The organism is Maribacter sp., assembly GCF_039974175.1.
In the GTDB taxonomy this organism is placed as follows: Bacteria; Bacteroidota; Bacteroidia; order Flavobacteriales; family Flavobacteriaceae; genus Maribacter_C.
Genome location: NZ_JBDWJN010000003.1, coordinates 399,455 through 424,639, shown reverse-complemented (window position 1 = coordinate 424,639; position 25,185 = coordinate 399,455). Strand labels below are relative to the sequence as shown.

Sequence of the window (25,185 nt, the reverse complement as noted above, 5' to 3'; positions counted from 1 at the left end):
ATGAAAGCTTATCGAAATATCATATGGAGCCTTATAAGTTTGGTTGTTTTGGCATATGGTTGTCAAGGAAATACGCATCAAGGGTTTTGGGACTATGAGATTGACTTTGGCGACGATCGCTCACAAGGTACCATGAAACTTAAAAACACCAATGATGCTACGGAGCTTTCTCTGGTGTCATTAGATGATGGTACATTCACCCTTGAAAATGTTTCGGTGTACAACGATAATTTGTCGGGAAATTTCACCCTATTTGGAAATGACGCTTTTTTAGAAGGTACTTTTGAGCAAGATACATTTATAGGAAGCATAAAGATCGAAGATGATGTGTACGCGTTTTCGGCAAAAAAACAGTCTTCTAAAATCGTTTCAATCGATCGCTCTCAAATAAAGTACATACTTTCAGAAGATGATTTGAAAGAAATTGAAAGCGATATCGACCATGCCGCCCTCATTGCTGAGGCCGACCATGAAGGGTATAAACGTGGCGAACGTATTTATAGTGCAAATTGTATTAACTGCCATGGCAATGAAGAGGTGGAAGGGTCTATTCCACTCTCCACAAAATTCTGGGAACAAGAGTTGAAATCGGGAGGCGATGCGTATTCCATGTACCAAACAATTAGTCGAGGTTATGGTACAATGCCTCCACAACCCGCCTTGACCCCACAAGAAAAGTATGATGTCATTTCCTATATCCGTCAAAAGTATATTAAAGACAACGAGAAGGTACACTTTATCAAAAGTACACCTGGCTATCTAGCAGGCTTACCCAAAGGTACCTCCCGGGGTCCTGACATGCATCCGTACCAACCCTGGGAAGATATGAACTATGGCAACTTTTTCATTAATACCTATGAATTGGTTGATGAAAAAACGGGCATTGAACGCTATCATTCTCCCCGCCCCGTACCTTATGCTGATGAGGATTATCTTAAAAAAAACTTTGCGTATAAAGGAATTGCTGCTCGTTTGGATAAGGGTGAAGGGGGTATTTCGAAAGGAAAAGCTTGGATGATATTTGACCATGATCTTATGCGTGTTGCAGGCGGATGGACGGGCAAGGGTTTTATCGACTGGAATGGAATTCTCTTAAACGATAAACATGAAACCTATCCGCGTACCATAGGAAAACTTCATTTTGAAACTCCTGTTGGTCCGGGATGGGCCAATCCAAAAACGGGTTCTTTCGAAGACCCAAGATTTAGAGCTAGAGATGGGCGCGCTTTCGGACCCCTTCCAAAGCAATGGGCAAACTACAAGGGGCTCTATACTTATGATGACGAAGTTATCATTTCCTATTCTGTAGGAAAGGCAGATATCTTAGAAAAACTGGGTATGGAGCGTCACGGTCAAGTTGTGGTTTTCACCAGAAGCATGAATATTTCCCCATCGACGTCCGTATTGAAAATGAGGGTTGCCCCAGAAACAGTAGGAGTTGAAATGTTAGGAGAAGGGGCGAGTTTGTCTATAGAAGCTGGTTATGTGATATTGAATGTACAACGATCAAAAGCAGCAAAGGTCAAATTGTTTATTGCTGATACGAGTGAGCGTGATTTTGCCAAATTATCAACAGTAAAAGCCGTACCTGAAGACCTGCATAAGTATACGTTGGGCAATGGTTCACCACGTTATCCAGAAGTTTTAAAAAGTGCCATTACAACAGGTTCTGACAAAGGCGCATTCGCAGTAGACCAATTGACTCCCCCGTTCGAAAATCCATGGTCTTGCCGAATGAAGTTGAGTGGTATTGATTTTATGTCGGACGCGAATGCCGCGGTGGCCTGTACTACTGACGGAGACGTTTGGCTAATCTCAGGACTCACCAATAATTCGAGCGAACTTTCCTGGCAACGTATAGGTTCTGGTCTTTTTCAACCTCTTGGTATTAAGGTATTAAATGATAAAATCTATGTCATTTGTCGCGATCAATTGGTGTTATTGCGCGATTTGAATGGGGACAATGAAACTGATTTCTACGAGAGTTTTAACCATGACCATCAGGTGACAGATCATTTTCATGAGTTTGCTATGGGCCTGCAGGCCGACCGCGAAGGCAACCTATATTATGCCAAGAGCGGCCGCCATGCTCGAGAAGCGTTGGTGCCCCAACACGGCACTTTGTTGAAAGTAAGCAATGACGGTTCTAAAACAGATATAATCGCAAAAGGATTTAGGGCTGCCAACGGCGTTTGTATTAATCCTGATGGGAGTTTTTTAGTAACCGATCAACAAGGCTTTTGGAATCCTATGAACCGAATCAACTGGGTAGATGGCAAGGGCAAATTTTATGGTAATATGTGGGGTTACAACCCTCCAAAAGATAGCACAAGAGTCGCTATGGAACCACCTATGGTTTGGTTAGATATGCAATTTGATCGCTCGCCTTCTGAATTGCTGTGGGTAGACAGCAAAAAATGGGCCCCGTTAAATGGAAGCCTTTTAAGTTTTTCCTATGGCTTCGGAAAGATTCAACTCGTTTTGAATGAAAAGGTAAACGGGCAAATGCAAGGAGGCGTGATTGATTTACCTGGAATTAAATTTTTGACTGGAGTCATGCGTGGAAGATTTAACCCTGATGACGGACAATTATACGCCTGTGGAATGTCGGCTTGGGGAACAAATCAGATGCTTCGAGGGGGGGGCTTGTATCGCATTCGATATACAGGGAAACCCTTGACCACTCCGGTCGATCTTACCATAACGGCTTCTGGTATCACGATGCGTTTTGATACCAAATTAAAGGCACAAAAAGCAATGGACGTTAATAACTATGCCGTACAAACCTGGAATTTAAAGCGAAGCAGTGCTTACGGTTCCGATCGCTACAATCAACAATATTTACCCATTAGTCGAATAGAAATGCGCAATGACAGTAAATCAGTACACTTGTTTTTGAATGATATTGAGCCCGTAGATGTGATGACGATTTCCTATGATATTTCCGATGTTAATGAAATACCATTACAAGGAACAGTTCAAAACACCATTCATCATTTGGGTGTTGATAAATCTTTTTAATATCTAATTTTCAATAGTTTCTAAATCGGAAATTTTTAACTGCTTTTCGATCCAATACGCTTCGGTTTTAAATCCATAGGCAGAGGGTTTGTATGTGCCAATCAACCCAACGTTAGCGTTTTCGGGTACGGGTAATTCCATTGCCCAAAAAACGCCATTGACCAAAAGGCGGCGAACACTTTCATTTAGCATATCTGAAGCAGCGCCAATTGTTGAAGTAAAGGCCTTACCTTTTGTACCCCCTGGAATTTGGTAACTCTTTGTCCAGGCAATGGGCATGAGCACATCATTGACCTTTAGTCCGGTATTATTCTCTGTAGCGAGTTCTGTGTCTGTGGGTTTCATGCCGAAGAACAAATCATTTTCATCAAATTCTCCTGCTCTGTTAATAACCTGCCCAAGAATGATAGGCTCGCTATCACCGGGCAAAGGTAGCCGTACCCCATAAACATCAGTGGCTCCCCAAATGCTACCACTCGTTATTCCGTTTGCTATGGAATGTGATATGGCCGTTTCGGCCATTACACCACGTGTGCTTTGGTGTTTGTGATGCCCGTGGTGCGAATCCCATTTTTCACCCAGAACCAAACGACCAAAGCCGTCGGTCCATTCCGTTTTATCTCCCGAATAGCCGTTGCTGTAATGCGCAAAATTGGTTGTATCATCTTCTTTGAAGTTGAAAGCATGTGTAGCTGTTCGAATAGCTATTAGAGGTTTTCCTGCTTTCAGGTAGTTTTCAAAATGTTGCATCTGCTTATCGGGCAATGCTCTGAAACGGGTAAAAAGTACCATCATATCTGCCACGTCTAAGGCTTCGAGCCCTGGAATGTTCTTTACATAGTTCGCGTCCACGATTCCAGGTGTATCCGGATTTTGAGCAAATAGTACCGTACACTTGAATCCGTGATGCTTTGATAATATTTTCGCCAGCTGGGGCAACGCTTCCTCTGAGCGATATTCCTCATCTCCAGAGACCAATACAATGTGTTTTGAGTTGAGACTATTCCCTTCAAATACAAGCCATTGTTTAGGAGTATCGACTACCGGCTCTTGAGCTACATCTTCCTTTTTTTGCTCCTTACATGCAAATAATGCAGCAATAGCAACTAGGTATATTATTTTTTTCATAAAGTGTTTTTTTAAATTCAAGTGCCCATTCCTTCCTTGATAAACTTCAGGCCCTTTTCATATATTTCTTTGGAAGGTGAATAGTCGCGCCAAACGTTAATAGCGTTTGCGAATTCAGGAATTATGGTGCTGAAAGCCTCTATGGTCAACCAACCGTCATAACCTATTTCTCTTAGGGTAGGGAATACGTCATTCCATTGCACCTGACCGCTACCGGGAGTGCCACGATCGTTTTCGCTGATATGTACATGTTTGAGACAGGGCGCTATGGTTCTTAATGCAGCGGCCTGACTCTTTTCCTCAATATTACTGTGGTGTGTATCATACATCGCACCCAAGTTCGGATGGTCAACAGCTTCCACCAGCGTTTTTAAATCGGCCATGGTATTATAAAGGTAACATTCAAAACGATTTAAAGCTTCGGGACAAAGCATGACATTGGCTTCAGCCGCATATTCCGCAGCTTTACGAAGTATTTCAGCACTTCGTTTTCGTTCATCTTGTGTAGGGGGCTGCCGAGTGAAATAAGCGAAACTAGAATGTATCGGCCCACAAATATTGTCGGCGTCTAAGGCCTGGGCATTATCAATAGCCCATTTCAAACGGTCAAGACCAGTTTGTCGAACTCCAGGGTCTTCACTTGAAATATTTTCTTCAGGAGCCAGGCCGGTCACTGTCGTAACGCCTAGGCCAAGATCTGAAAAATGTTTACCAAGTTTAGTGTAATGGGCAACATCACCATCACCCATATAGAGCTCAATACCGTCATAGCCCGTTTTTTTGAGTTGGTCAACTATCGGGTAGTGTTCCTCAGTGACATGATTCGTCCAAAGGAGCATGTTCATTCCTATTTTCATTTATGCTGAGTTTAGTGCAGTACGTATTGCCTTTTAAACAAACAACCCCCTCCTGTAACAGGCAGGGGGTTGTTCTTAAATATATTTATAATCAATGAGTAGCCGTAGCCACCGTATCATCAGTTTTTCTATTTTTCATCCAGAAATAGAGTACAATGAATAACACGATCAGTATAGCTGGAAACAAGGTCATGGTACCCAAGGTCGCCTGACCCGAAACCAATTCAAGCTCATCACCAGTTAGTCCTTCTGCTGCTGCTGCTGCCTTATCAGAATCAATCCATCCCCCGATGATAGGTTGAAAGATAGAGGTGGAAAACATACCTACAGCTCCTATGATAGACATACCCAAGGCTCCACTTTTTGGAATTTTATCGGCTATAAACCCAATCATATTTGGCCAAAAATAGGCAACGCCTAAGGCAAAGAAAATTGCAGCTACATAAGCCATGCCTCCTGTTTGGGTACTGAAAAGGTACACGCCAATAGTTGCTAATACGGCCGATCCGAGAAGAACGCCGGTTTGATCGAATTTTTTCACCATATCTCCTCCAAAATATCGCGCTACTGCCATGATACCTGTAACTAGAGCCAATATCAACATAGGTTGTGCCCCACTTTTAGATAAAATCAAACCAACCCATTGTTGTGGGCCAAACTCGGAAATTGCCGTCAAAGCCATACACGCCATCATAAAGATAAACAAGGGCGATCCCATTGCTTTTAAGTTACCTGATAAGGTTGCAGCTTCGTTGACCTTGGCTTTTGGCCATTTTTGCCCAAAGAATAAATAGGCGTAAATTAAGGTGGGTATCATAATCACCCATATTTGTGATTCCCAACTCAAACCTGCATCGGTCATGAATTTAGAAACCAAGCTACCTATTACGATTCCTCCAGGAAACCACATGTGAAAGCGGTTCATCATTTTACTCATTCTATTTCCCTGGTAAGCATCTGCAATCATAGGATTACAAGCGGCCTCAGTACACCCGTTACCTAAACCAATTAACAAAGTCGATATCATCAGACCAACATAACTGCCCGCGTAAATGGTCATAATAATTCCAATAGCATGGGCAAGAAATGCAAATTGCATAATGGCTTTTCCACCTACTTTGTGATAGATTAATCCGCCAATTACCATAGATATAGGAAATCCTAAAAACCACATTTGATTTATGAACCCCAATTGTGTTGCCGACAAACTCAACTCTTCCCCAAGCTGGGGTAAGATTCCAGCTCTTATACTAAAAGACAATGCTGTTGTGATTAATGCAAAACAGCTACCATAAAAGAGTCTGTTCGCATTCGAAGAAGTGTTTGTTTCCATAATTTGAAAAATGTTTGTTTGTATTGATTAGATTTTGTGGTTGTAGTGTTATTTGAGTCTATAAGTTTACTTACTTTTTTACTATTTTCATAATTAATTTGCGCAAGTCTTGTTGGTTTGTCACAAAATAACCATCTGTTTTACAAAACCAACAGTTTTTATCGGTCATAATAATCGAATTTTAATTAAATTAGTTCCCTTTGTGCACGTACACAGAAGCTGTTGGAACACCTAAAAATTTATGTAAATGCAAAAGAATAACTATCCTAAACTACATAACGCCTCATGGCCTGGAGTTGTGGGAAAAGGGCCTGATTCTGAACCGCCCATCGATTTGGATACTATGTTAGATTTAACATCGAAAGCCGACCTAGACGGTCAAAAGTTCGATGGTGTTGATTTGTTTTTAGCAGATCCTCATGTGAGTATTGATTCCTCGGATGATGATTTAAAACGCTTGGCTGATAAGGTAAGTTCCTATAATTTGGAAATTGGAAGCTTTGTAGCACCGGTTTGGGCAGGTACCGGCGGGGGTTCTGCCATGGGTTCTGCCGAGGAACGGAAGAATTTTGTTACTCAAGTACGTAAGGCCTGTGCCATAGGGAAAAAGCTTAGAGATATGGGTATCAGACCCAATGGAGTGGTACGAATAGATTCGTCGGTCGATCCAGAAAGTTGGGCAAAAGACGAAGTTGGAAATACAGCATTAATAGCGCAAACCTTTCGGGAAGCTTGTGATGTGGCCGCGGATTATGGGGAGTCTTTAGCTGCTGAAGGCGAAATATGCTGGGGAGGCATGCACGGCTGGAAAACCATGCTCAACACCCTTGAGGCAGTTGGTAGACCAAATATTGGATTTCAAGCAGATATGGCACACACCCTTCTTTACCTTTTGGGATATAACAAGGAAGACGAACGTATATTGCCGCAAAATTTTGATTGGAACGATAGAGCGACCTTGACGGAAGGCCTCCAAAGCTTGACGGCTGCTTTGCGACCTTGGACCATTGATTTCCATGTGGCCCAGAATGATGGAACGGTCTTCGGCTCGGGCGACCATGATAAAACCGGAAGGCACTGTCAGGCTACAGACCCCAATGGGAAATTAGATATCGCTGTAGATGCCGGTCATTGGCTACGAGATGAAAACGGAATACTCACCAAAAAGTTCAAGCACATCTGTTGGGATGGTTGTATGTTTCCTAACCAAGTGATGATGCAAGCCAAGACCTGGAATGATGTTTTAGGTGCTATGCTAAAAGTCAGGGAACTGCATGGGTGGTATGAAGCCTAATAATTTTTTTGAATAACCGAATATATGAGTAGTAAAAAAGAATTTAGAGTAGGCCTGGTTGGCTACGGGTTTATGGGCCGTACACATTCCAACGCCTACAAAAGAGTAGGAGATTTTTTTCCCGAATTACACTATAAACCTATCTTAAAAGCGGTCTGTGCAAGAAACGAGGAACGACTTAGGGCTTTTGCCGAGCAATGGGGCTATGAATCTATTGAAACCGATTGGAGAACCTTGATTGCCCGAGATGATATCGATGCCATTGATATTTGCACGCCCAATAATATGCACGCGGAGATTGCTATTGCGGCTGCTGAAGCAGGAAAGATGGTGCTTTGCGAAAAGCCATTGGCGCGAACTGTCGCAGAGGCCCAGCCTATGGTCGACGCCATTGAAAAAGCCGGTGTCGCGAATACAGTATACTTCAACTACAGACGAATTCCGGCGGTGACATTGGCGAAACAACTTATAGATTCAGGTAAATTGGGTAAGATTTTTCATTTTCGCTCCAACTTTTTACAAGATTGGACTATAAGCCCCGAACTTCCTCAAGGAGGTGAAGGTCTTTGGCGCTTAGATAATGATGCAGCGGGTTCTGGAGTAACGGGAGACTTATTAGCACATTGTATCGATACGGCCATGTGGTTGAACGGAGGTATCAAAGATGTTTCCGCGATGACAGAAACCTTTATTAAAGAAAGAGTGCATACTGGCACCGGCGAAAAACAAAAAGTCGGTATCGATGATGCCTGTATCTTTCATTGCCATTTTGACAATGGTTCCTTAGGGCTTTTCGAGTCTACACGCTACGCAAGAGGACATAAAGCCTTATTTACCTTTGAAATTAATGGCGAACACGCGTCAATCAAATGGAATCTTCATGATTTGACACGATTAGAATATTTTGACCATCGTGACGAATCTATCGAAAGAGGATGGCGTTCCATTCACGTGACTGATGGCGACCAACCTTATATGGATAAATGGTGGGTGCCTGGTTTGTCTATAGGATATGAACACAGTTTTGTGCATCAAGTAGCAGATTTCTTGAAGAATCTGGGGGAAGGCAAACCCTGCTCACCAACGTTTAAGGAAGCACAAGAGACGCAAAAAGTCTGTGAAGCGGTATTAGCATCGGCGAAATCGAAATCTTGGATGGATACAGGAGTGCAATGGACCTAATCAGTTTGCGGTAACAGCTCCTAGTTTTGCTTTGAAACTTTAAATCCAGAAACCAACAACAAACACCATCAACAAAATATGAGTGATACAATAAAAGGCTTTTGTCTTCAGGGCAAGGAAAAAATCTATCCTAATTCTGGAGTGTCGGTAACTAGCAATACCGCCGTTATATCCATGGAAATTCCTGAATTGCAAGAAGGCGAAATCTTGGCAAAGACCCTATATACGGGTATTTGTGGTTCTGACAATAGTGCTTCCATCGGTAAGGCCAATTTTGATTGGGTACAACGACCTCGTGTCATTGGCCATGAATTTAGCGCTGAGGTTTTGGAATTGGGCCCGGGAGATCATGGTGATGTCAAAGTTGGTGACGTGTTTACACCCCTTGCAATGTTAGGTTGTCAAGATGAAGACTGTTCGGCCTGTAGTGTAGCCAAATGGAATCTTTGCCCGCAAAAACAAATTATTGGATTTCATAGAAATGGGGGTTTTGGTCAACGTGTTGTGCTCGAGTCTGATCGGGTTGTTCCTTTAATGGAGGGTTTAACCCCTGCACAAGGAGCTTTGGTAGAACCTTTATCGATTATCACTAACGCCTTGTATAACAAATGCGAAATTAAACCAGGGCAGGATGTTGTTGTTACAGGCTGCGGAATCATTGGTTTGATGTCTGCTGAAGTTGCGCGTGCTTCGGGCGCACGAGTAGCGGTAACAGGAATTGCCCACGATCGTGATATCCGATTGAAGAAGGCAAAGGAAAGAGGTTTTATAACCTTGGAAGTCTCTCCAGAAAATACCTTGGCTTCGCAACTACAAAAGGGAGTTTCAGATGCGAATGGAGTACCCTTCGCAAGCAATGGAAAAGTAGATTTGCTAATTGAATGTTCAGGTGTGCCAGCCGTTTTGACAGAGGCGATTGACGTAGTTCGCCCTGAAGGAGATATTTGTGTGATTGCAACATATGGTCAAGAAGTACCTATAAATGCAACGCATTTAACCCGAACCTCATTAAATATGAGGGGTTCGATGGGGTCTTGTCGCGATGATTATATGGCTGCGATGAAATTAATGGCGACGGGCGTTTTTCCAGCTGAACACTATACGAATCTTTACGATTTCGAAGACGTCACCCAAGCTTTTGAAGATTCTATCAAAGCTCAAAATATGAAGGCGGTAGTAAAAATGAATTAAAACTAAACCCAATAACAAAGAACACTTACAAACCTGAGTGACGCGTGGAGTTTGGCAATCAAATTAATCAGCATAGTGATAATTGGATCCAAGTTTTAGAGTCAATAATCAAACGACTGAAATATGCATAAAATTTTCATTACCGGCGGCACAGGTTGCATAGGTTCGGTTAGCATTTATAAATTATTACAATCCGCGGAAGTGGAAAAGATCGTTATTGCAACGCGATCTAACAACGCGACCCCTTTGAAGTTGTGGTTAGGAGAAGATTTGGATCCGAGGCTTGAATTTGTGACTTTAGATGTTTCCAACTATACCGAAATCGAAAGGGTATTGCTCCAGGTAAACCCAACTCATATTATTCATTTGGGGGCTTATCAAAGCCCTGATTGTTCAAGAGATCATATCGGCGGCATGGAAATCAACACTGGAGGTACCATGGCCCTTTTCGACGCTGCCGAGAAACTGCAAAACTTAAAACGCTTTGTTTTTGCCAGTTCAGGAGCGGTTTATGGCATGCGGTCAATGTATTCGCAGGATTGTATTTCTGAAGATGTTCCTTTGGCTCCGCCCAATCATTATGGCATTTGGAAATTGGCTGGCGAACATCTGGCACGTTTTTTCTACGACAATACCAAGGTACCCACGGTTTGTTTGCGCATCAACACAACCTACGGCAAGGGAAGAGACAAAGGCAAAACGTCTGCACCCACGAATGCATTAAAAGCAATTGCAATGGGTTCTGTGTCAAAGGAACTGATGCCATTCAAAATGCCCTATCAAGGAAGGGAGAATTACCATTTTGTGGAAGACGTAGGTGCTCAGTTTGCGGCAGTTGCCTTACAGCCTTTCGAAGGTTTTGGCGCCTTCAATATACAGGGTGAAACGATTCCAATACAATCATTTTTAGAACTAGCGATTTACCAAGCAAAGGAATTGGGAATGGGTGACTTTGCATCTTTAGCTATTGTAGACAATGCGCCACCAAATCTTTTTATCTGCGATTTGGACCATACCAAAATTGCTAGTACCTTTTCAAACCTTCCTCTTACTGATATTTCAGAAGGGATTCGAAAATCGTTAATCGAGTTCAAGACAATGGCCGAAAAAGGAAGCTTGTCCTATTCAACACCAGCCTCATGAAGACTTTAGGAATAGCATTTATCGGAGCGGGCGATATCGCGAATTTACATGCCGAGGCCATCAGTGCATTGCCCGGAGCAGAATTAATTGGGCTTTGGAATCGTACGCCTAAAAAAGGAGTAACAAAGGCACAACAATATGGGTGTTCTACATATGAATCAGTAGACGAATTATTGAGTGACCCAAAGGTAGATGCCGTCTTTGTATTGACCAATATGGAAACGCATTGTCAATATACAGTTCAAGCAGCCGAGGCGGGAAAGCACATTTTAGTTGAAAAACCAGCAGCCTCAAGTATCGCTGAGTTGGAAAAAATGAATGCTGCGGTTAAAAAAGCTGGCGTAAAGTGTATGCCTGTTCATAATTACATTTACGAACCGGGAATCGAGCGCGCCAAGGCTATGATTCAGGAGGGCAGGCTCGGTGATGTCGTACAATTTTATATGATGTATAATATTCATCATGCCGATGAGATTCGAGCGCGATATCCGGGTGTAATACGTCAAATATTGACGCATCATAGTTATACCATGTTATATCTTGCCGGAGAGCCTAAAACGATTTCCTGTTTGATGAATACCGTCGATGATACCATTGCTCCTCAAGAAAATATAGCCATGGCCAACATTCAGATGAAAAATGGGACTTTGGCTCATCTATGTGCTAGTTTTGCGAACGATGACCACGCTGGAGACCCATGGACCTGTATAATCAAAGTTATTGGAACTAAAGGTAGTACGCGTTATAGTTACCGCGATTTTGTGATTAATGATCGCAATGGGGCACATTCGCAAACCTATCAAAATTATCCAGAATCGATCAAGAATACAGCAACCCATTTTATTAATCGGGTAGTTCGCAATGGCGAAGAACCACTTTCAAGTTTAGGTGACGCCATTATTTGCCAACAAATAATAGAGGCTTGTGAAACTTCGGTAAAGAAAGGAGTTCATGTACATTTATAAAACTATTTATTCAATGAATACCATGATTAAAAATATCCTTTTTCGCAAGACTACAGTACCATTTTTACTGTTGTTGCTCCTTATTGTAAATGGCTGTGAGACGGAACACAAGAATCTTATATCACTTAAAAAGGATGCGCATATCGTTCTAATAGGCAATAATCTTGGTTCGCGAATGATGAATTTCGGCCACTTTGAAACCGAGCTGCAACTGCGGTATCCAGATAGTTTACTATTTATTCGAAATATGTGCGATCCGGGTAATACTCCAGGCTTCAGACCGCATCCTTCGCGCTACTCTCCTTGGGCGTTTCCTGGTGCGGAAGAATTTGAACATGAATCAGGTGTTAAAATACATTATGAGGAAGATGATGGCTTCGGTCACTCTCCAACCATCGGTCATTTTCCAACTCCAGATGAATGGATTACCAGTTTAGAAGCTGATATTATCATTGCTTTTTTCGGATATGATGAATCGTTTGAAGGCCCCGAAGGATTGGATAATTATAAAGCTGAATTGCGAGCATTTATAAAGCACACTTTAAGTCAGAAGTACAATGGGTCAGCCGCACCTCAATTGGCCTTAGTTTCTCCAATTGCATTCGAAGACTTGTCTGAAAAAATGGATGTCCCCAATGGCGTCAGAGAAAATAAAAACCTAGCGCTTTACACCAGCGCGATGAAGGAAGTTGCTTTGGAGGAAGGAATTGTGATCGTGGATGCTTTTGAAGAGACAAAAAATTGGTATGCAGCAGAAGAAAAAAACCTGACTGCCGACGGATTTCAATTCAATGATTTAGGCTATCAAAAATTTGGAAGTTTCTTAGCAGATGAAGTCTTTGGAAAAATAAAAGTGAAATCCGAGGCTAATCGAGCATTAGTGCACGAATCGGTAATGGAAAAAAATTGGTTTTGGCACAATGATTTCAAAATACCGAATGGCGTGCATGCCTATGGGAGGCGCTATGATCCTTTCGGGCCCGAAAACTACCCGGCAGAAATAGAGAAAATTCGAGAAATGACTGCTGTTCGAGACCGTTCTATCTGGGCAGCAACGAAGGGAGAGAAAATCGATCTGGGAAAAGGAGATATGGAGACTAGAGTGCTTCCAGAAGTGGCAACAAATTATAAACCAAGCGATAAAAATGGCACTCCAGAATATCTTTACGGAGAACGAGCTTTGGAAACCATCAAAGTGGCATCAGGGTACAAAATTGAGCTTTTTGCCTCCGAAAAAGAGTTCGAAGATCTTGCTAATCCTGTGCAATTGTCGTTTGATAACAAGGGTAGACTCTGGGTAGCAGTGATGCCAAGTTATCCTCATTATAGGCCTGGTGATAGCAAACCCAACGACAAATTGATAATACTCGAAGATACCGATAACGATGGTAAAGCCGATAAGCAAACCACCTTTGCCGATGGCTTACACCTTACTATTGGTTTTGAATTCGCTCCTGAGGGAGTTTACCTGTCACAAGGGCCTAACTTAGTACTGCTAAAAGACACTGACGGTGATGACAAAGCAGATGTTACCGAGATTGTATTAAGCGGTTTTGACGATCACGATACACATCATGCAATAAGTGCTTTTGCCGCAGATCCTTCTGGAGCCATATTTATGGGAGAAGGTGTTTTTCTTCATACCAATGTAGAAACCGCATATGGACCCGTTAGGGCAACCAATGGCGGGTTTTACAGATATAGCCCTCAACGTCATCATTTAGAACGTACGGCGCAGCTTCCAATTCCGAATCCGTGGGGAATTGCGTTTGATGATTGGGGACAAAATTTCTTTGCACATACTTCGGGTCCTGATATGACATGGATGTTACCTGGAACCATAAAATCGCGCTATGGAGTTGGATCTCCTAATCCAGAGAACCTCATTGAAAATAAACATCGGGTACGGCCAACTTCCGGACTCGAATTTATTTCAAGTAGGCATTTTCCTGATGAGGCTCAAGGAGATCTTTTAATCAACAATACCATTGGTTTCTTAGGAACCAAACAACATACCATGGTTGACGATACGGCCTCAGCGGGATACCTAAGTAAACATGCTGAAGATCTCGTTCTTGGCAGCGATAAGAACTTCCGACCCGTTGATATGGAATTTGCCCCCGACGGTTCTTTATATTTGATTGACTGGCACAATGTATTGATTGGTCATATGCAGCACAATGCACGTGATCCGCTTCGTGATCATGTTCACGGTAGGGTATATCGAATAACGTATCCATCGAGACCCTTAGTTAAACCCGCCAAGATTGTTGATGCCACTATTGCAGAACTGCTCGATAATCTTAAACTTCATGAATATAGAACACGCTATCGCACCAAAAGAGAGCTTCGGGCTAGGAACGCATCTGAAGTACTTGCCCAATTGAAAATTTGGGTGGATAAGTTGGATAAGAATGACCCCAAATTTGAACATCATTTGCTTGAAGCGCTTTGGGTAACTTGGGGTTTAAACCAAATCGACGCGCCTTTGTTAAATCGATTGCTCGAAGCCGACGATTTTAGAGCGCGTTCGGCCGCGGTAAGAGTATTGCGTTATGGCGGGCACCAAATAAAAAATCAGGCCGATCTGTTAATGCTAGCAGCAAAAGATGATCATCCACGGGTAAGATTGGAGGCTTTGGTGGCAGCGTCATGGTTGGATAAGGAAGTTGGGGAGCCAATAATTGTGGAAGCTAGCCAGAAAGGCCTTGATAAATGGATGCAAAAACCTCATGATGCGGCACTTGCCCATTTCAATAATTCAAGAATAGATAAGATACAAGAGAAAGTAAAAACGAAGCTTATTGGCTCCAATAGAGATTTGTTCATAAAAGGAAAAGAAATATATGAGCGCGATGGGTATTGTGCTACCTGTCACCAACCTGACGGAAACGGATTGGAAGCCTCAGGGTTTCCGCCGCTTGCGGGTTCAAAATGGGTAACAGGAAGTGAAGAGCGACTTATCAAACTAACCCTCAAAGGTATGATGGGCCCTATTGAGGTAAAAGGTAAAAAATACCCAGGGCAAGTTCCGATGACCCCGTTTGGTGGATTGTTAAAAGATGATGAAATGGCTGCAGTATTGACGTACGTAAGAAATATGTCTGGGAATCAAGCCTTACCGATTAGTACGGCAACAGTAAAAGAAATTCGTGAAAAGATAAAGGACAAAGAAGGATTCTATTCATCAGAAGAATTGTTGAAAGAACATCCTATGAACTAAATTAAACTTGTACTTTTTTACTGAATACGTTCAATTCAGCAAATGCTGCCAGTGCCAAACCAAGAAACAAAACTAGTTCCATTTCGAGCATGCCTATTTTTGAAGGCGCTATGCCTAGTTTGGCGAAAATAAAAATGAGCAATGCGGCCAAGGTCATTAATGGCATTAGCACGGAAAGTTTCTTCGCGCTAAGAATACCTACCAAAATCATAGGGGCCATCATGGCGGTTCCGGTAAAACTAGTTCTAGCCAGCAAAACCAAATGTTCCGTACTTACAATAGAAAAAATCAAAGCGAGCAGGCCGAAAATAAAAATAAATATACGCGTAATTGATACGGCCTTTTTGTCGTCGAGATGCAGCAATGAACGCAGCTCGGAGCCTAAGGCAAAGATCTGAGAGTCTGAAGTAGATATTGCTGCTGCGATCAGACCAACCAATCCAAGGGCAGCCACGCCAGAAGCTTGATCATATAATAGCACTCGCCCTATGAAGTCCTGGGTAGACACGTCTGGATATAAAACTGCACCATACATACCCATAAAAAGCGTCGGAAGGATAATCAAAATGGCGACTACACCCAAACCTATTGCCATTTTTCGTAGGGCTGAACTACTTTTCATAATGACCACCCGAGTCGAAATCTGAGGTTGGGTAAATGGCAAACAAATAATCGCAATGGCCGAAATAATAAAAAACTGAGCAGTAAAAAGACCTTTAGGCCCTGGGGTAGATAACAATTGCGAATTTACCGATTCTACCTTTTGAAACATCGATTCGATACTTCCAAAATGATCGATGCAGTTCCAACCGACGATCCATATCATAATAAACAGTAGAATTCCCTGAAGCGTATCATTGTACATAATAGCCCGTAAGCCACCTGTTTCACTATAAATGATCATGATAGCGACAATGATTGAACTCCATGCCCAAACTGGAATGGTATCGGGAAATGCGGCGTTCAAAAAGATTGATATTCCACTGATTTGAACGGCGATATAAGGAATTAAAAAGACGACGGCTCCGCCAAAAGCCACATATCCTGCCCATTTGCTTCCGTATGTAGTTGCCATTAGACCCGACATTCCTTTGAAGTCAAGTTTTCTTGCCTTTCTTCTCAACATTTCGCCAACTCGTATAAGTCCGTAAACCATCATTGCGTCAGAAACCGCTAGAAAAATCCATGCGCCAACCCCATGAGTTCTAAAAAAATCAGGCATTCCCACTACGGTGAAAGCACTAAACAAAGTAGCTGCAGTAGTAAACAAACCAATTACAAAACCGATATTACCACCGCCTAGTAAATAATTCGAAGTTGTTTTTTCCTTTACCCGAGTTCTCCGTACTAGGAATATCAAGATGGCTAAATATACTACTCCGGCAATAATGAATTTAGTCAACATGGTTCTCTTCTTTATTAACTCTAGAAACTAAGTACGCCAGCACTACGAAAAGAACACTCACCAGAAACCCCATCCACATCGAATATGGAATTCCCAAAACATACGGACTAGCCATTCCTTTCGGAATTACTACAGGACTAAAGGTTAGAATTACCAATAGTATGGCAAGAACATCTAAAATTCTTAGTGAAACCTTGTTTTTTTTCATTCTTTTTTACCTTAAAATCGTGGGAGCGATAGGCCGCCATCAACTGTTATTACTTGACCAGTCGCATAGGGTATTCTATTTTCGACAAGTGCCGCAACCACTTTACCAATATCTTCTGGTATGCCTAGTCTAGGCGCTATAGTTAGCCCTTCGGCAACTTGTTTTTGGTATTTTTCGAGAACTCCCGCAGTCATGTCAGTTTCAATTACACCGGGGCGTATTTCATATACAGGGATGTTATATACCCCCATTCTTACGGCAAATAGCTTGGTCATCATACCCATGCCAGATTTTGAAATGCAATATTCACCCCTTTGTATAGAGGCTAGCGTAGCACTTACCGAAGATATGTTAATGATACAGGCCTGAAAATCGGTATTTGATGATTTGTTGTTTGCCATATGGGTGGCAATTTTTTGGGTAAAGAAGAAAGGCCCTCGGAGGTTGGTATTCATTACGCGATCATAACTTTCTTCAGTAACTTCCAAGAGATCTTGTCGCACCCTGGGGGCCACTCCAGCATTATTTACAAGCACATGAATTTTTTTGAACCTTGCTAAAGCAATTTCGATGATTTTGTTACGCTCAGAAGCTGATGCTATATCACCTTGACAGTAGATTACCTCCGCCCCTAAATTTTGAAGTTCCTGAAGCGTTTCGCTCACTTGCTCTTCGTTTCTTATACCGTTTATGGCAAGATTACATCCTGCTTTGGCCAATTCTTTGGCGATGCCCAAACCGATTCCGCGAGACCCTCCAGTTATCAAAACATTTTTGCTCATAGTCGTGCGTCTTTTTTATAGGCTTTCAGTGCTGTGGCTTCAGGCATTTTCTTGTAATAGGCATCCAATGGAAAACAACCTGAGATCATTCCAATTCGGGGCGCTGTGGTACAGTCTGAAAATGTTCGGCAAATGCTTCCGCGAATCAACTGCTTTCCTTTTAATATATCATCGGGCATATTGGGGTAACTTAACACCATTCTACCCAAGCCAACAAAGTCAGCCATGGTATTGTCAACAACGGCCTCAGCAACGTGCGGAAGCCACTCTTGAAGATAGGAATAAGCGGAGCCCACTATGGCAAGATTCGGAAACTTTTTTTTGATTTCGGCCGTAATTCGAATCTGTCTCGCTACACCTACTATGGGGTCTTCTGGAGGGAGATAGCCATCAGAAGGAGGAAAAATAGCCGGGCGTTGAATATGGGGCACATAGTAGGGGCTTCCAGCGGTGATACATACCAATTCTATACCTAATTCCTCAAAATAACTTAGCAGTTCGAAGACTTCGGCAAGATCTATTCCCGTACCCTTTGCATCTCCTCCAAAAGCTTCGTTATAAGAATGATCCAAGTCTTCAGGAATTCCAATATTACTAGTATCTTTCTTGAATGGAATAAAGTCAAAAGCACTCAGTCGTACGGCCACAGGAATGTTGCTAGTTGATCGAATACCTTCGACAATAGCACTTAAAAAACGCATTCTATTTTTAAGAGAACCGCCATACTTACCTCCTCTTATTTTGGCACTTAAAAATTCATGCCCCAAATAACCGTGGCAATGTTTGACATCTACAAATTGAAATCCTGCTTCTTTCGCTAGTCTTGCTGCTTTTACGAAATCATCAACCAATTGGTCGATTTCCGTATCGGTCATCAACGTATGATCTTCTGGGAGATTGAATTTTTTGTCAAGAATTGAGTGGCGATATAGGGTTTTTGGTTTTCGAACGCGGTCACTATCGGGAATTGCGAATCTTCCTGAATGGGTCAACTGCAATCCTATTGATAGATCGGCAGTAGATCCGAATTTCTTTTTATGATCGGAGACCAAATCACTATACAAATCTTTAAAAGCCTGAAGGTTTTGGTCATTTATCATAAGTTGATTCGGGTTGGCCCTTCCTTCTGGACAAACTGCAACCGCCTCACAACCCCATAGCAGCTTGGCTCCGCTAATGGCAAAGTTATGCCACCTTCTTTTGGTGTGTTCAGTAGGGAGACCATCGGTGGTACCATCCCAACCCTCCATAGGAAGAATACAAAATCTATTTCCGATCGTTTGACCTGATTTTAGTTCAAAAGATTTCCCCAAAATAGATTTCCCCGGTTTGCTTAACTGTTCTTTAAATGGCAAATCGGTTTCTATAGCTGACAGATGTTCTGTAAAATCTGTGGCGGATTTTAATTGAGCAACGCGTGTGATTTTTTGTTTGGCCATTATTCAGATACTATGCCTTGGAAAAAAGTATAATACGATTCCCCTTTGATAACTTCATTTAAATAGTGGGCCAATTCTCTAGCGTGATAATCACCCCACATGCAAGCTTCTCCGTTTGGAATCTTACTATTTTCGGAGATATGGTCCCAACCGTTAGGGCGATGATAAATACTGTGTAAAATCAAACCTTGATGCTTCAGATCTGAACTTAAATAAGGTTCTTTGAATAAGGTGTTCGCTACCGTAAGTCCAGCAGACCAATACGTATCAGCCTCGGCCGATGCTTCTTTTTTGAGATAATTCCCCAAACGCAACAAGGCTTGCGCTCCAATTGCTGCTGCAGAACTATCAATGGGTTCGAAGTCGTTGAATGGATCTGAATTTTCTGTTTTCCAATTCGGTAAATGAACTAGATCTGGTGCACCAGTATCCCAATAGGGAATTCCATCAAGAGCGGTATGTTTTATATAAAAATCACAGGTAGCTTTGGCCGCCTTAAGAAAGATGTCTTCTAAGTGTGCCTTCCCACCCAGTTCTTCAAAGGTAGCTAAACGGTCTTGACTTTGTAAAAATTCAAGCTGCTCGGCAAAGCCTAGCATTGCCCAACTTAAACCACGGGTCCAAGTCGAGAATCCGCTATAGCCTTGTTGGGTTGAAGGAGAACGGAAATTTCCATCGTTGGTGTTAAAAATAGCCTCGTGAGCGGTCCGACCCCAAATATCATAGCTATCGCGACCTTCTCCATAATACACCGAAAATTTTGCTGTAGCCAAAGCATGCTGATAAGCGCGTTTCAATAAATTTATTTTGATATCGTTCTCGCCTGAAGAATGATGACCCAGTAAGTGACCAGCAACCAAAATTCTAATGGTTCGAATGGTGTCTACAAATAAAGAATGAGGTCCGTTAAAGGAATAAATAAACCCCCCTTCAGGAATGGAAGTCCAACGTTGAGCTTGAACAGAGGCGGAAAGTTGCAATGCTAACACACAATAGTTTTCGAGCCATGAATCTTGAGGAATTTTTCCTTCCCTCATTAACCGAAGAAGATTTCCGTAGGTACTTAGATTATTGAATCCGTGATCATGTACGCCAAAATGGCTCACATGAGAGGTCATTTTATTTTTGATATTGTCAATGGCCAAGTCAAGAAAATACGAATCACCGGTTGCATTGAATTGAAACAATTCGGAGCCAAATTGAAAACCCTGCGTCCAATCGGTCCAACTTCTTGGTTTATAGCTACCATTGACGGTGACTACTGGCGAACCTTTAGATTCTTTTAAAGAGGAGGTCATGCTTTTGAGCTTTTCTCCTGATAAAGACCATAAATGGTTGATGTTGTCGCTTAGATGCTCTGGTTTAAGCTGAGGGTTTATGTTCATATTTGATTGGTTGCCTGCATTAAATCGATACACGTATAAGGGAAAAAACAATCTTTCTAAATATAGGAAAAATATGAAGCAATTTCCTTCCTATTTTGCAATCTGGCTGTAAACAAAATCTATTGATACCCTTCAAATCTCAAGCATATTCAGGCTGAAAAATCAAATATCTTTTCCATAGGCAACCATTTTTCTCCAGGTTTGGCAATGGGCAATGCCTGTTGATAATCCCACATCAGAACTTCCCATTCTTGTACCCTTGCGTTTTCGGCATCCATTTTGGCTTTCTTTTCAAAAGAAAAGTCGTCTGTAGTCTCGATAATCATGAATAGCCGATTTGAAATGCGATAGATTTCCATATTCGTAATTCCTGAAGCGCGCAAACTATCTAAAATTTCGGGCCATACGCTTCTATGGTATTCTTCATATTTAGCAATTAAAACCGGGTCATCTTTTAAATCGAGAGCTAGGCATTGTCTATTCATCTTTAGGTGCTTTATGGGTTTTTGTTTAACTTAAAATATCTTTTACTACGTTTCCATGAACATCAGTTAGTCGATAGCGTCTTCCTTGATGCTTAAACACAAATTGTTCATGGTCGATTCCTAAAAGGTGCATTATTGTGGCCTGAAAATCATGTACATGAACATTTCCTTCAACAGGATTAAATCCAAAGTCATCTGATGCACCGTAGGTAAATCCGGGTTTTACTCCTGCACCAGCCATCCACAGTGTAAATACATACGGATGATGGTCACGGCCCCAGTTCTTAAAATCTTTGATGTTGCCTTGAAGGAAAGGGGTACGACCAAACTCACCACCCCAGATAACCAAAGTATCTTCAAGCATTCCCCTTTGTTTTAAATCTTTCACAAGGGCAGCACTTGGCTGATCGGTATCTTGACATTGTACCTTTAGTTGATAGTTGAGGTTGGTATGTTGATCCCATCCTGCATGCATACATTGTATGAATCGCACATCGCGTTCTGCCAACCTTCGTGCCATGAGGCAATTGTAGGCAAAGCTTCCCTTACGATGAACATCAGGGCCGTACATGTCTAAAATATGCTGAGGTTCATCGGAGAAGTCGGTGAGTTCAGGTACGCTTATTTGCATTTTATACGCCATCTCGTATTGTGCAATTCTGGTATTGATTTCAGGGTCGCCATATGCAGCATGGTTGATCTCGTTCAGGACCTGCATGTCATCTAACATTTTCCGACGCATTTCACGACTGACTCCATCGGGATTTTTTAAATACAATACGGGGTCTCCACCACCTCTAAATTTCACACCTTGAAATTTACTCGGCAGAAACCCGCTTCCCCAGTAATAATCATAAAAAATTTGTCCGCAACTGGCTTCTTTGTCTCGCGAGGTCATTGCAACAAAATCGGGTAGATCCTTCGCTGTTGTCCCCAATCCATAAGTCAACCAAGATCCCATGCTGGGCCTGCCCGGCTGTTCCGAGCCCGTTAAAAAGAAAGTAATGGCTGGGGCGTGATTTACCGATTCTGTATACATCGATTTTATAAAGCAAAGATCGTCGACTACCTTGGCCGTTTCAGGCATAAAATCAGATACCCAGGCTCCACTTTGACCGTGTTGAGCAAAATTGCTGATTTCAGCTATTAAAGGTCTAGCGGCTTGCTCACCGGTCATTGTGGAAAACCGTTTTCCTTCCGTAAACGAATCTGGAATCTGAGTGCCATGCCATTTGCGAAGCATCGGTTTATAATCAAAAAGGTCAACGTGAGAGGGTGCTCCATTTTGAAAAAGGTAAATGACCCGCTTTGCTTTCGGGGCAAAATGCGGCAAGCCAAGGTCATTGCCTAATGAAGCTCTTGAATTTTTCGAGCTAGAACCCGACAGCAGATACGGGCTCAGCATTGAGCCTAAAGCGGCAACTCCAATTCCCTGTGCCATTTTTCCAAAGAAACTTCGGCGCGTCATTGAAGCCTGGTATTCTTCAAAAGGATGTAGAATTTTTTTGTTCATCTACTGTCGGGTTATGGTTTCATCCAAATTTAAAAGTAGGGAACTCAGTACAGAATAAGCAGCATGGTCGGCTAAATCTAGATCACGATTGGTTCGGAATTCTCCAATGCTTGTAATTTCCTTGGCTGCTGTTATGTCTTCTGAGTAGGTTTTTCGGAGAGAAGCAAGTCTATTGTGTAAGATGTTTATTTCATCGGAACTGGGACTTCTAGACGAAACCAATTCAAACGCAAATTGTATGCGTTTTTTATCGTCTAGGGAGTGATTCAATATACGTTCTGCCATCACTCTGCTCGATTCTGTAAAGGTGATATCGTTCAAGGTTGTCAGTGCGTGCAATGGTGTGTTTGTTTTAAGCGAACGAACCGTACAAACCTGTCTGGAAGCATTGTCAAATAAGAACGTTGGTCCAACGATACGTCGCCAAAAAGTGTATAAGCTACGACGGTATAGTTTTTCACCTGTGTCTTGCTTGTATTTTATGAAACCAAAGGTAGCTTCATCCCAAATGCCTTCAGGTTGGTAAGGTTTTACTGGGATACCTCCAATGGAGTCTTTCAGTAAGTTGCTAACAAAAAGTGCTTGGTCACGAAGCATCCATGAGGGTAAGCGCATTCTTGTAGCTCTAGCCAAATAGGCATTTTCAGGATCAGTTTCCAAAAGTTCTTTTGATATTTTTGATGACTGCCTGTAGGTGGCACTCATCACAATTTGTTTGAAAAGGCGTTTTAAATTCCAACCGTTTTCTTGAAAATCGGTAGCAAGCCAATCCAATAATTTCGGATGGGTAGGAAGTGCGCCTTGCACCCCAAAATCTTCCGCAGTCTTTACGATGCCGTTTCCAAAGAAAGCCTGCCAGTATCTATTCACAGTTACTCTTGCGGTTAAGGGCTGTTCGTCAGCAAATAACCAATTGGCTAAGGTCAACCGATTATTCTCTGAAGTGTCAGTCAAGGGAGGTAATAATTTTGGTACATCAGGTCGAATGGTATCCGTTAGTATTGGTGTTTGATAACCACCTCTGTCTAAAACAAAGGTCGTTCTAGGTTCGTCTAATTCGTCCATAACCAGCACTTGAATATGTTTCGCTGTTACTTCATTGTACTTGTTTAAAGTTTCATAAAGTTTTTGAATGGTTTTTCCATAGGAATCGGTAGGCAAGAAATATTTAGATAATTGGTTATACTCACCTGACCCGCGAAGTTTTGGAGGTTTTAAAAGAATCCTTGGATCTAGGCCATTGGTACTTTTAGCTATCTTAGATTCCGAAGGGGGTAGCCCTTCGGCTCTTGGAAATTTTTCAAATTCCAGAGTTTCTACCGTTTCATAGAGGGAGGAGATATAGGAGTCTAGCTCTTTTATTTCTCTTTGATCTTCTTGCGGCGCAAGGGTGAGCAATGGTTTTATTTTTCCACCCCAACCACCACCTTCTTCTGAAGTTTGATTGAAATAATCGTATAGTTGATAGTACTCCTTTTGAGAAATATTATCAAACTTGTGATCGTGGCACCGAACACAGTTTAAGGTAAGACCTAGCCACACGGTACCTGTTGTTTCCGTACGGTCAAAAACATTTGTTACACGAGTTTCTTCAGGAATAGTACCACCTTCCGTATTATAAACATGGTTTCTATTGAAGGCCGTAGCCAAGATGTCATCGGTGGTAGCTTCAGGTAGAAGGTCACCAGCAAGTTGTTTGATACTAAATTGGTCATACGGCATATTGGCATTAAAGGCCTTGATTACCCAATCGCGCCAAGGCCATGCATCGCGGGTGAAATCTCCTTGATATCCATTGGTATCTGAATAGCGGGCCACGTCAAGCCACTCCCAAGCCCATCGTTCACCGTAACCCTTAGAAGAAAGTAGCCTATCTACAAGGGCTTCATAAGCTTTTTCCGAGGTATCATTCTTGAAGTCAGTCACTTGTTCTAGGGTTGGAGGTAAGCCAGTAAGGTCAAAAGACAATCGCCTGATTAAGGTCTCTTTTGTTGCTTCTTCTGATGGCTGTAGCCCGATATAATCTAGTTTGTCTAAGACAAAGTAATCAATCTCATTTTGTGCCCATTCTGTATTTGATATGGTTGGAAGATTTGGTTTTATCGGTGCCTCAAAAGCCCAGTGTTTTTTCCATTCGGCACCTTGTTCTACCCATTTGACTAAAGTAGCTTTTTCAAAATTCGTCAAACTCATTTTAGATTCTGGAGTAGGCATTACCATTTCAGAATTTTCATGAAGAATTCGTTTGATAAGCTCACTTTGGTCTGGTTTACCTGCAACCACAGGAAACATCTCTTTGCCCTCAAGTTTTGCGAAAATACTTGACTTAACATCTAATCGTAGGTCCGCTTTTCGAGCCTTTTCATCCGGACCGTGGCAGGCAAAACAGCGATCAGAAAGAATGGGGCGTACATGAAAATTAAAGTCAATGGTTTCAGGAAGATTATGATACGCAATTTTCACCTCTTCAGGCATACTTGGGTCACAGCTCAAGAGTATGCTGAAACCGAATAAAAGAAATAGTCTGAATACCATATTTTGCTCCTTCTAAGCCCGATTTAATTTACGAATAAAAGCCAAGTCAAAGAAAAGAATATGTAAATTAGTAGAGATGCGAGATGCTACTAAAGT

General features: G+C 42.1%; 18 protein-coding genes. 7 read left to right on the top strand and 11 right to left on the bottom strand.

Features of this window, described 5'->3' with window-relative positions; translation table 11 throughout:
* The gene (locus tag ABJN95_RS02925) at nt 1–3,021 is read left to right on the top strand and encodes a DUF6797 domain-containing protein (protein ID WP_348368496.1); all 3,021 of its coding nucleotides are present in this window, start codon (nt 1–3) and stop codon (nt 3,019–3,021) included.
* A gap of 3 nt (nt 3,022–3,024) precedes the next feature.
* Here the strand turns inward: ABJN95_RS02925 and ABJN95_RS02920 are convergent, their stop codons facing one another.
* The 3 genes from ABJN95_RS02920 to ABJN95_RS02910 form a co-directional block, all read right to left on the bottom strand.
* Nucleotides 3,025–4,149 carry a ThuA domain-containing protein gene (locus tag ABJN95_RS02920; RefSeq protein ID WP_348368495.1) on the bottom strand — a complete coding sequence of 375 codons (1,125 nt, stop codon included), beginning with the start codon at nt 4,147–4,149 and terminating at the stop codon, nt 3,025–3,027.
* Between the two features lie 17 nt (nt 4,150–4,166).
* Complete coding sequence (locus ABJN95_RS02915) at nt 4,167–5,006, bottom strand: sugar phosphate isomerase/epimerase family protein (protein WP_348368494.1); 840 nt, start codon at nt 5,004–5,006, stop codon at nt 4,167–4,169.
* Between the two features lie 91 nt (nt 5,007–5,097).
* A complete protein-coding gene (locus ABJN95_RS02910; RefSeq protein ID WP_348368493.1) occupies nt 5,098–6,339 on the bottom strand; it encodes an MFS transporter in 1,242 nt (413 codons plus the stop codon).
* 247 nt (nt 6,340–6,586) lie between these two features.
* Here ABJN95_RS02910 and ABJN95_RS02905 point away from each other — a divergent pair, with 247 nt between their 5' ends.
* From ABJN95_RS02905 to ABJN95_RS02880, 6 genes are all read left to right on the top strand, one after another.
* Nucleotides 6,587–7,633 carry a TIM barrel protein gene (locus ABJN95_RS02905; RefSeq protein WP_348368492.1) on the top strand — a complete coding sequence of 349 codons (1,047 nt, stop codon included), beginning with the start codon at nt 6,587–6,589 and terminating at the stop codon, nt 7,631–7,633.
* Nucleotides 7,634–7,657: 24 nt separating this feature from the next.
* The gene (locus tag ABJN95_RS02900; RefSeq protein WP_348368491.1) at nt 7,658–8,815 is read left to right on the top strand and encodes a Gfo/Idh/MocA family oxidoreductase; all 1,158 of its coding nucleotides are present in this window, start codon (nt 7,658–7,660) and stop codon (nt 8,813–8,815) included.
* A gap of 78 nt (nt 8,816–8,893) precedes the next feature.
* A complete protein-coding gene (locus tag ABJN95_RS02895) occupies nt 8,894–10,006 on the top strand; it encodes an alcohol dehydrogenase catalytic domain-containing protein (RefSeq protein ID WP_348368490.1) in 1,113 nt (370 codons plus the stop codon).
* 123 nt (nt 10,007–10,129) lie between these two features.
* Nucleotides 10,130–11,149 (top strand): NAD(P)-dependent oxidoreductase, encoded by a 1,020-nt coding sequence (locus ABJN95_RS02890; protein ID WP_348368489.1) that lies wholly within the window; start codon nt 10,130–10,132, stop codon nt 11,147–11,149.
* Nucleotides 11,146–12,114: a Gfo/Idh/MocA family oxidoreductase gene (locus tag ABJN95_RS02885; RefSeq protein ID WP_348368488.1), complete on the top strand. Its 969-nt coding sequence runs from the start codon at nt 11,146–11,148 to the stop codon at nt 12,112–12,114. Before ABJN95_RS02890 ends, ABJN95_RS02885 begins: the two co-directional genes overlap by 4 nt.
* Nucleotides 12,115–12,127: 13 nt before the next feature.
* Complete coding sequence (locus ABJN95_RS02880; RefSeq protein ID WP_348368487.1) at nt 12,128–15,337, top strand: PVC-type heme-binding CxxCH protein; 3,210 nt, start codon at nt 12,128–12,130, stop codon at nt 15,335–15,337.
* 1 nt (nt 15,338) lies between these two features.
* Here the strand turns inward: ABJN95_RS02880 and ABJN95_RS02875 are convergent, their stop codons facing one another.
* The 8 genes from ABJN95_RS02875 to ABJN95_RS02840 all read right to left on the bottom strand — a co-directional run bounded on the left by ABJN95_RS02875 (nt 15,339) and on the right by ABJN95_RS02840 (nt 25,089).
* Entirely contained in the window at nt 15,339–16,742 is a 1,404-nt protein-coding gene (locus ABJN95_RS02875) for a sodium:solute symporter family protein (protein WP_348368486.1), read from the bottom strand.
* Nucleotides 16,732–16,950 (bottom strand): hypothetical protein, encoded by a 219-nt coding sequence (locus ABJN95_RS02870; RefSeq protein WP_348368485.1) that lies wholly within the window; start codon nt 16,948–16,950, stop codon nt 16,732–16,734. Before ABJN95_RS02870 ends, ABJN95_RS02875 begins: the two co-directional genes overlap by 11 nt.
* 11 nt (nt 16,951–16,961) lie before the next feature.
* Nucleotides 16,962–17,732, bottom strand: coding sequence for a 3-ketoacyl-ACP reductase (locus ABJN95_RS02865; protein WP_348368484.1), 771 nt, complete (start codon nt 17,730–17,732; stop codon nt 16,962–16,964).
* On the bottom strand, nt 17,729–19,171 hold the full coding sequence (locus ABJN95_RS02860; RefSeq protein WP_348368483.1) for a hypothetical protein: 1,443 nt from the start codon (nt 19,169–19,171) through the stop codon (nt 17,729–17,731). Before ABJN95_RS02860 ends, ABJN95_RS02865 begins: the two co-directional genes overlap by 4 nt.
* Nucleotides 19,171–20,556, bottom strand: coding sequence for a hypothetical protein (locus ABJN95_RS02855; RefSeq protein WP_348368482.1), 1,386 nt, complete (start codon nt 20,554–20,556; stop codon nt 19,171–19,173). The genes ABJN95_RS02860 and ABJN95_RS02855 overlap by 1 nt, the downstream gene beginning before the upstream one ends.
* A gap of 149 nt (nt 20,557–20,705) precedes the next feature.
* Complete coding sequence (locus tag ABJN95_RS02850; RefSeq protein ID WP_348368481.1) at nt 20,706–21,041, bottom strand: L-rhamnose mutarotase; 336 nt, start codon at nt 21,039–21,041, stop codon at nt 20,706–20,708.
* A 25-nt stretch (nt 21,042–21,066) separates the two neighbouring features.
* Nucleotides 21,067–22,554, bottom strand: a complete 1,488-nt coding sequence (locus tag ABJN95_RS02845; protein ID WP_348368480.1) for a DUF1501 domain-containing protein — start codon at nt 22,552–22,554, stop codon at nt 21,067–21,069.
* Nucleotides 22,555–25,089 carry a PSD1 and planctomycete cytochrome C domain-containing protein gene (locus ABJN95_RS02840; protein WP_348368479.1) on the bottom strand — a complete coding sequence of 845 codons (2,535 nt, stop codon included), beginning with the start codon at nt 25,087–25,089 and terminating at the stop codon, nt 22,555–22,557.
* Nucleotides 25,090–25,185 lie beyond the last annotated feature (96 nt).

Coding starts and splice junctions, on each gene's coding strand:
- ABJN95_RS02895 (WP_348368490.1), top strand. CDS start 8,894: ATGAGTGATACAATAAAAGGCTTTTGTCTTCAGGGCAAGGAAAAAATC.
- ABJN95_RS02870 (WP_348368485.1), bottom strand. CDS start 16,950: ATGAAAAAAAACAAGGTTTCACTAAGAATTTTAGATGTTCTTGCCATA.
- ABJN95_RS02900 (WP_348368491.1), top strand. CDS start 7,658: ATGAGTAGTAAAAAAGAATTTAGAGTAGGCCTGGTTGGCTACGGGTTT.
- ABJN95_RS02885 (WP_348368488.1), top strand. CDS start 11,146: ATGAAGACTTTAGGAATAGCATTTATCGGAGCGGGCGATATCGCGAAT.
- ABJN95_RS02910 (WP_348368493.1), bottom strand. CDS start 6,339: ATGGAAACAAACACTTCTTCGAATGCGAACAGACTCTTTTATGGTAGC.
- ABJN95_RS02905 (WP_348368492.1), top strand. CDS start 6,587: ATGCAAAAGAATAACTATCCTAAACTACATAACGCCTCATGGCCTGGA.
- ABJN95_RS02865 (WP_348368484.1), bottom strand. CDS start 17,732: ATGAGCAAAAATGTTTTGATAACTGGAGGGTCTCGCGGAATCGGTTTG.
- ABJN95_RS02845 (WP_348368480.1), bottom strand. CDS start 22,554: ATGAACAAAAAAATTCTACATCCTTTTGAAGAATACCAGGCTTCAATG.
- ABJN95_RS02880 (WP_348368487.1), top strand. CDS start 12,128: ATGAATACCATGATTAAAAATATCCTTTTTCGCAAGACTACAGTACCA.
- ABJN95_RS02920 (WP_348368495.1), bottom strand. CDS start 4,149: ATGAAAAAAATAATATACCTAGTTGCTATTGCTGCATTATTTGCATGT.
- ABJN95_RS02875 (WP_348368486.1), bottom strand. CDS start 16,742: ATGTTGACTAAATTCATTATTGCCGGAGTAGTATATTTAGCCATCTTG.
- ABJN95_RS02860 (WP_348368483.1), bottom strand. CDS start 19,171: ATGGCCAAACAAAAAATCACACGCGTTGCTCAATTAAAATCCGCCACA.
- ABJN95_RS02915 (WP_348368494.1), bottom strand. CDS start 5,006: ATGAAAATAGGAATGAACATGCTCCTTTGGACGAATCATGTCACTGAG.
- ABJN95_RS02850 (WP_348368481.1), bottom strand. CDS start 21,041: ATGAATAGACAATGCCTAGCTCTCGATTTAAAAGATGACCCGGTTTTA.
- ABJN95_RS02925 (WP_348368496.1), top strand. CDS start 1: ATGAAAGCTTATCGAAATATCATATGGAGCCTTATAAGTTTGGTTGTT.
- ABJN95_RS02855 (WP_348368482.1), bottom strand. CDS start 20,556: ATGAACATAAACCCTCAGCTTAAACCAGAGCATCTAAGCGACAACATC.
- ABJN95_RS02840 (WP_348368479.1), bottom strand. CDS start 25,089: ATGGTATTCAGACTATTTCTTTTATTCGGTTTCAGCATACTCTTGAGC.
- ABJN95_RS02890 (WP_348368489.1), top strand. CDS start 10,130: ATGCATAAAATTTTCATTACCGGCGGCACAGGTTGCATAGGTTCGGTT.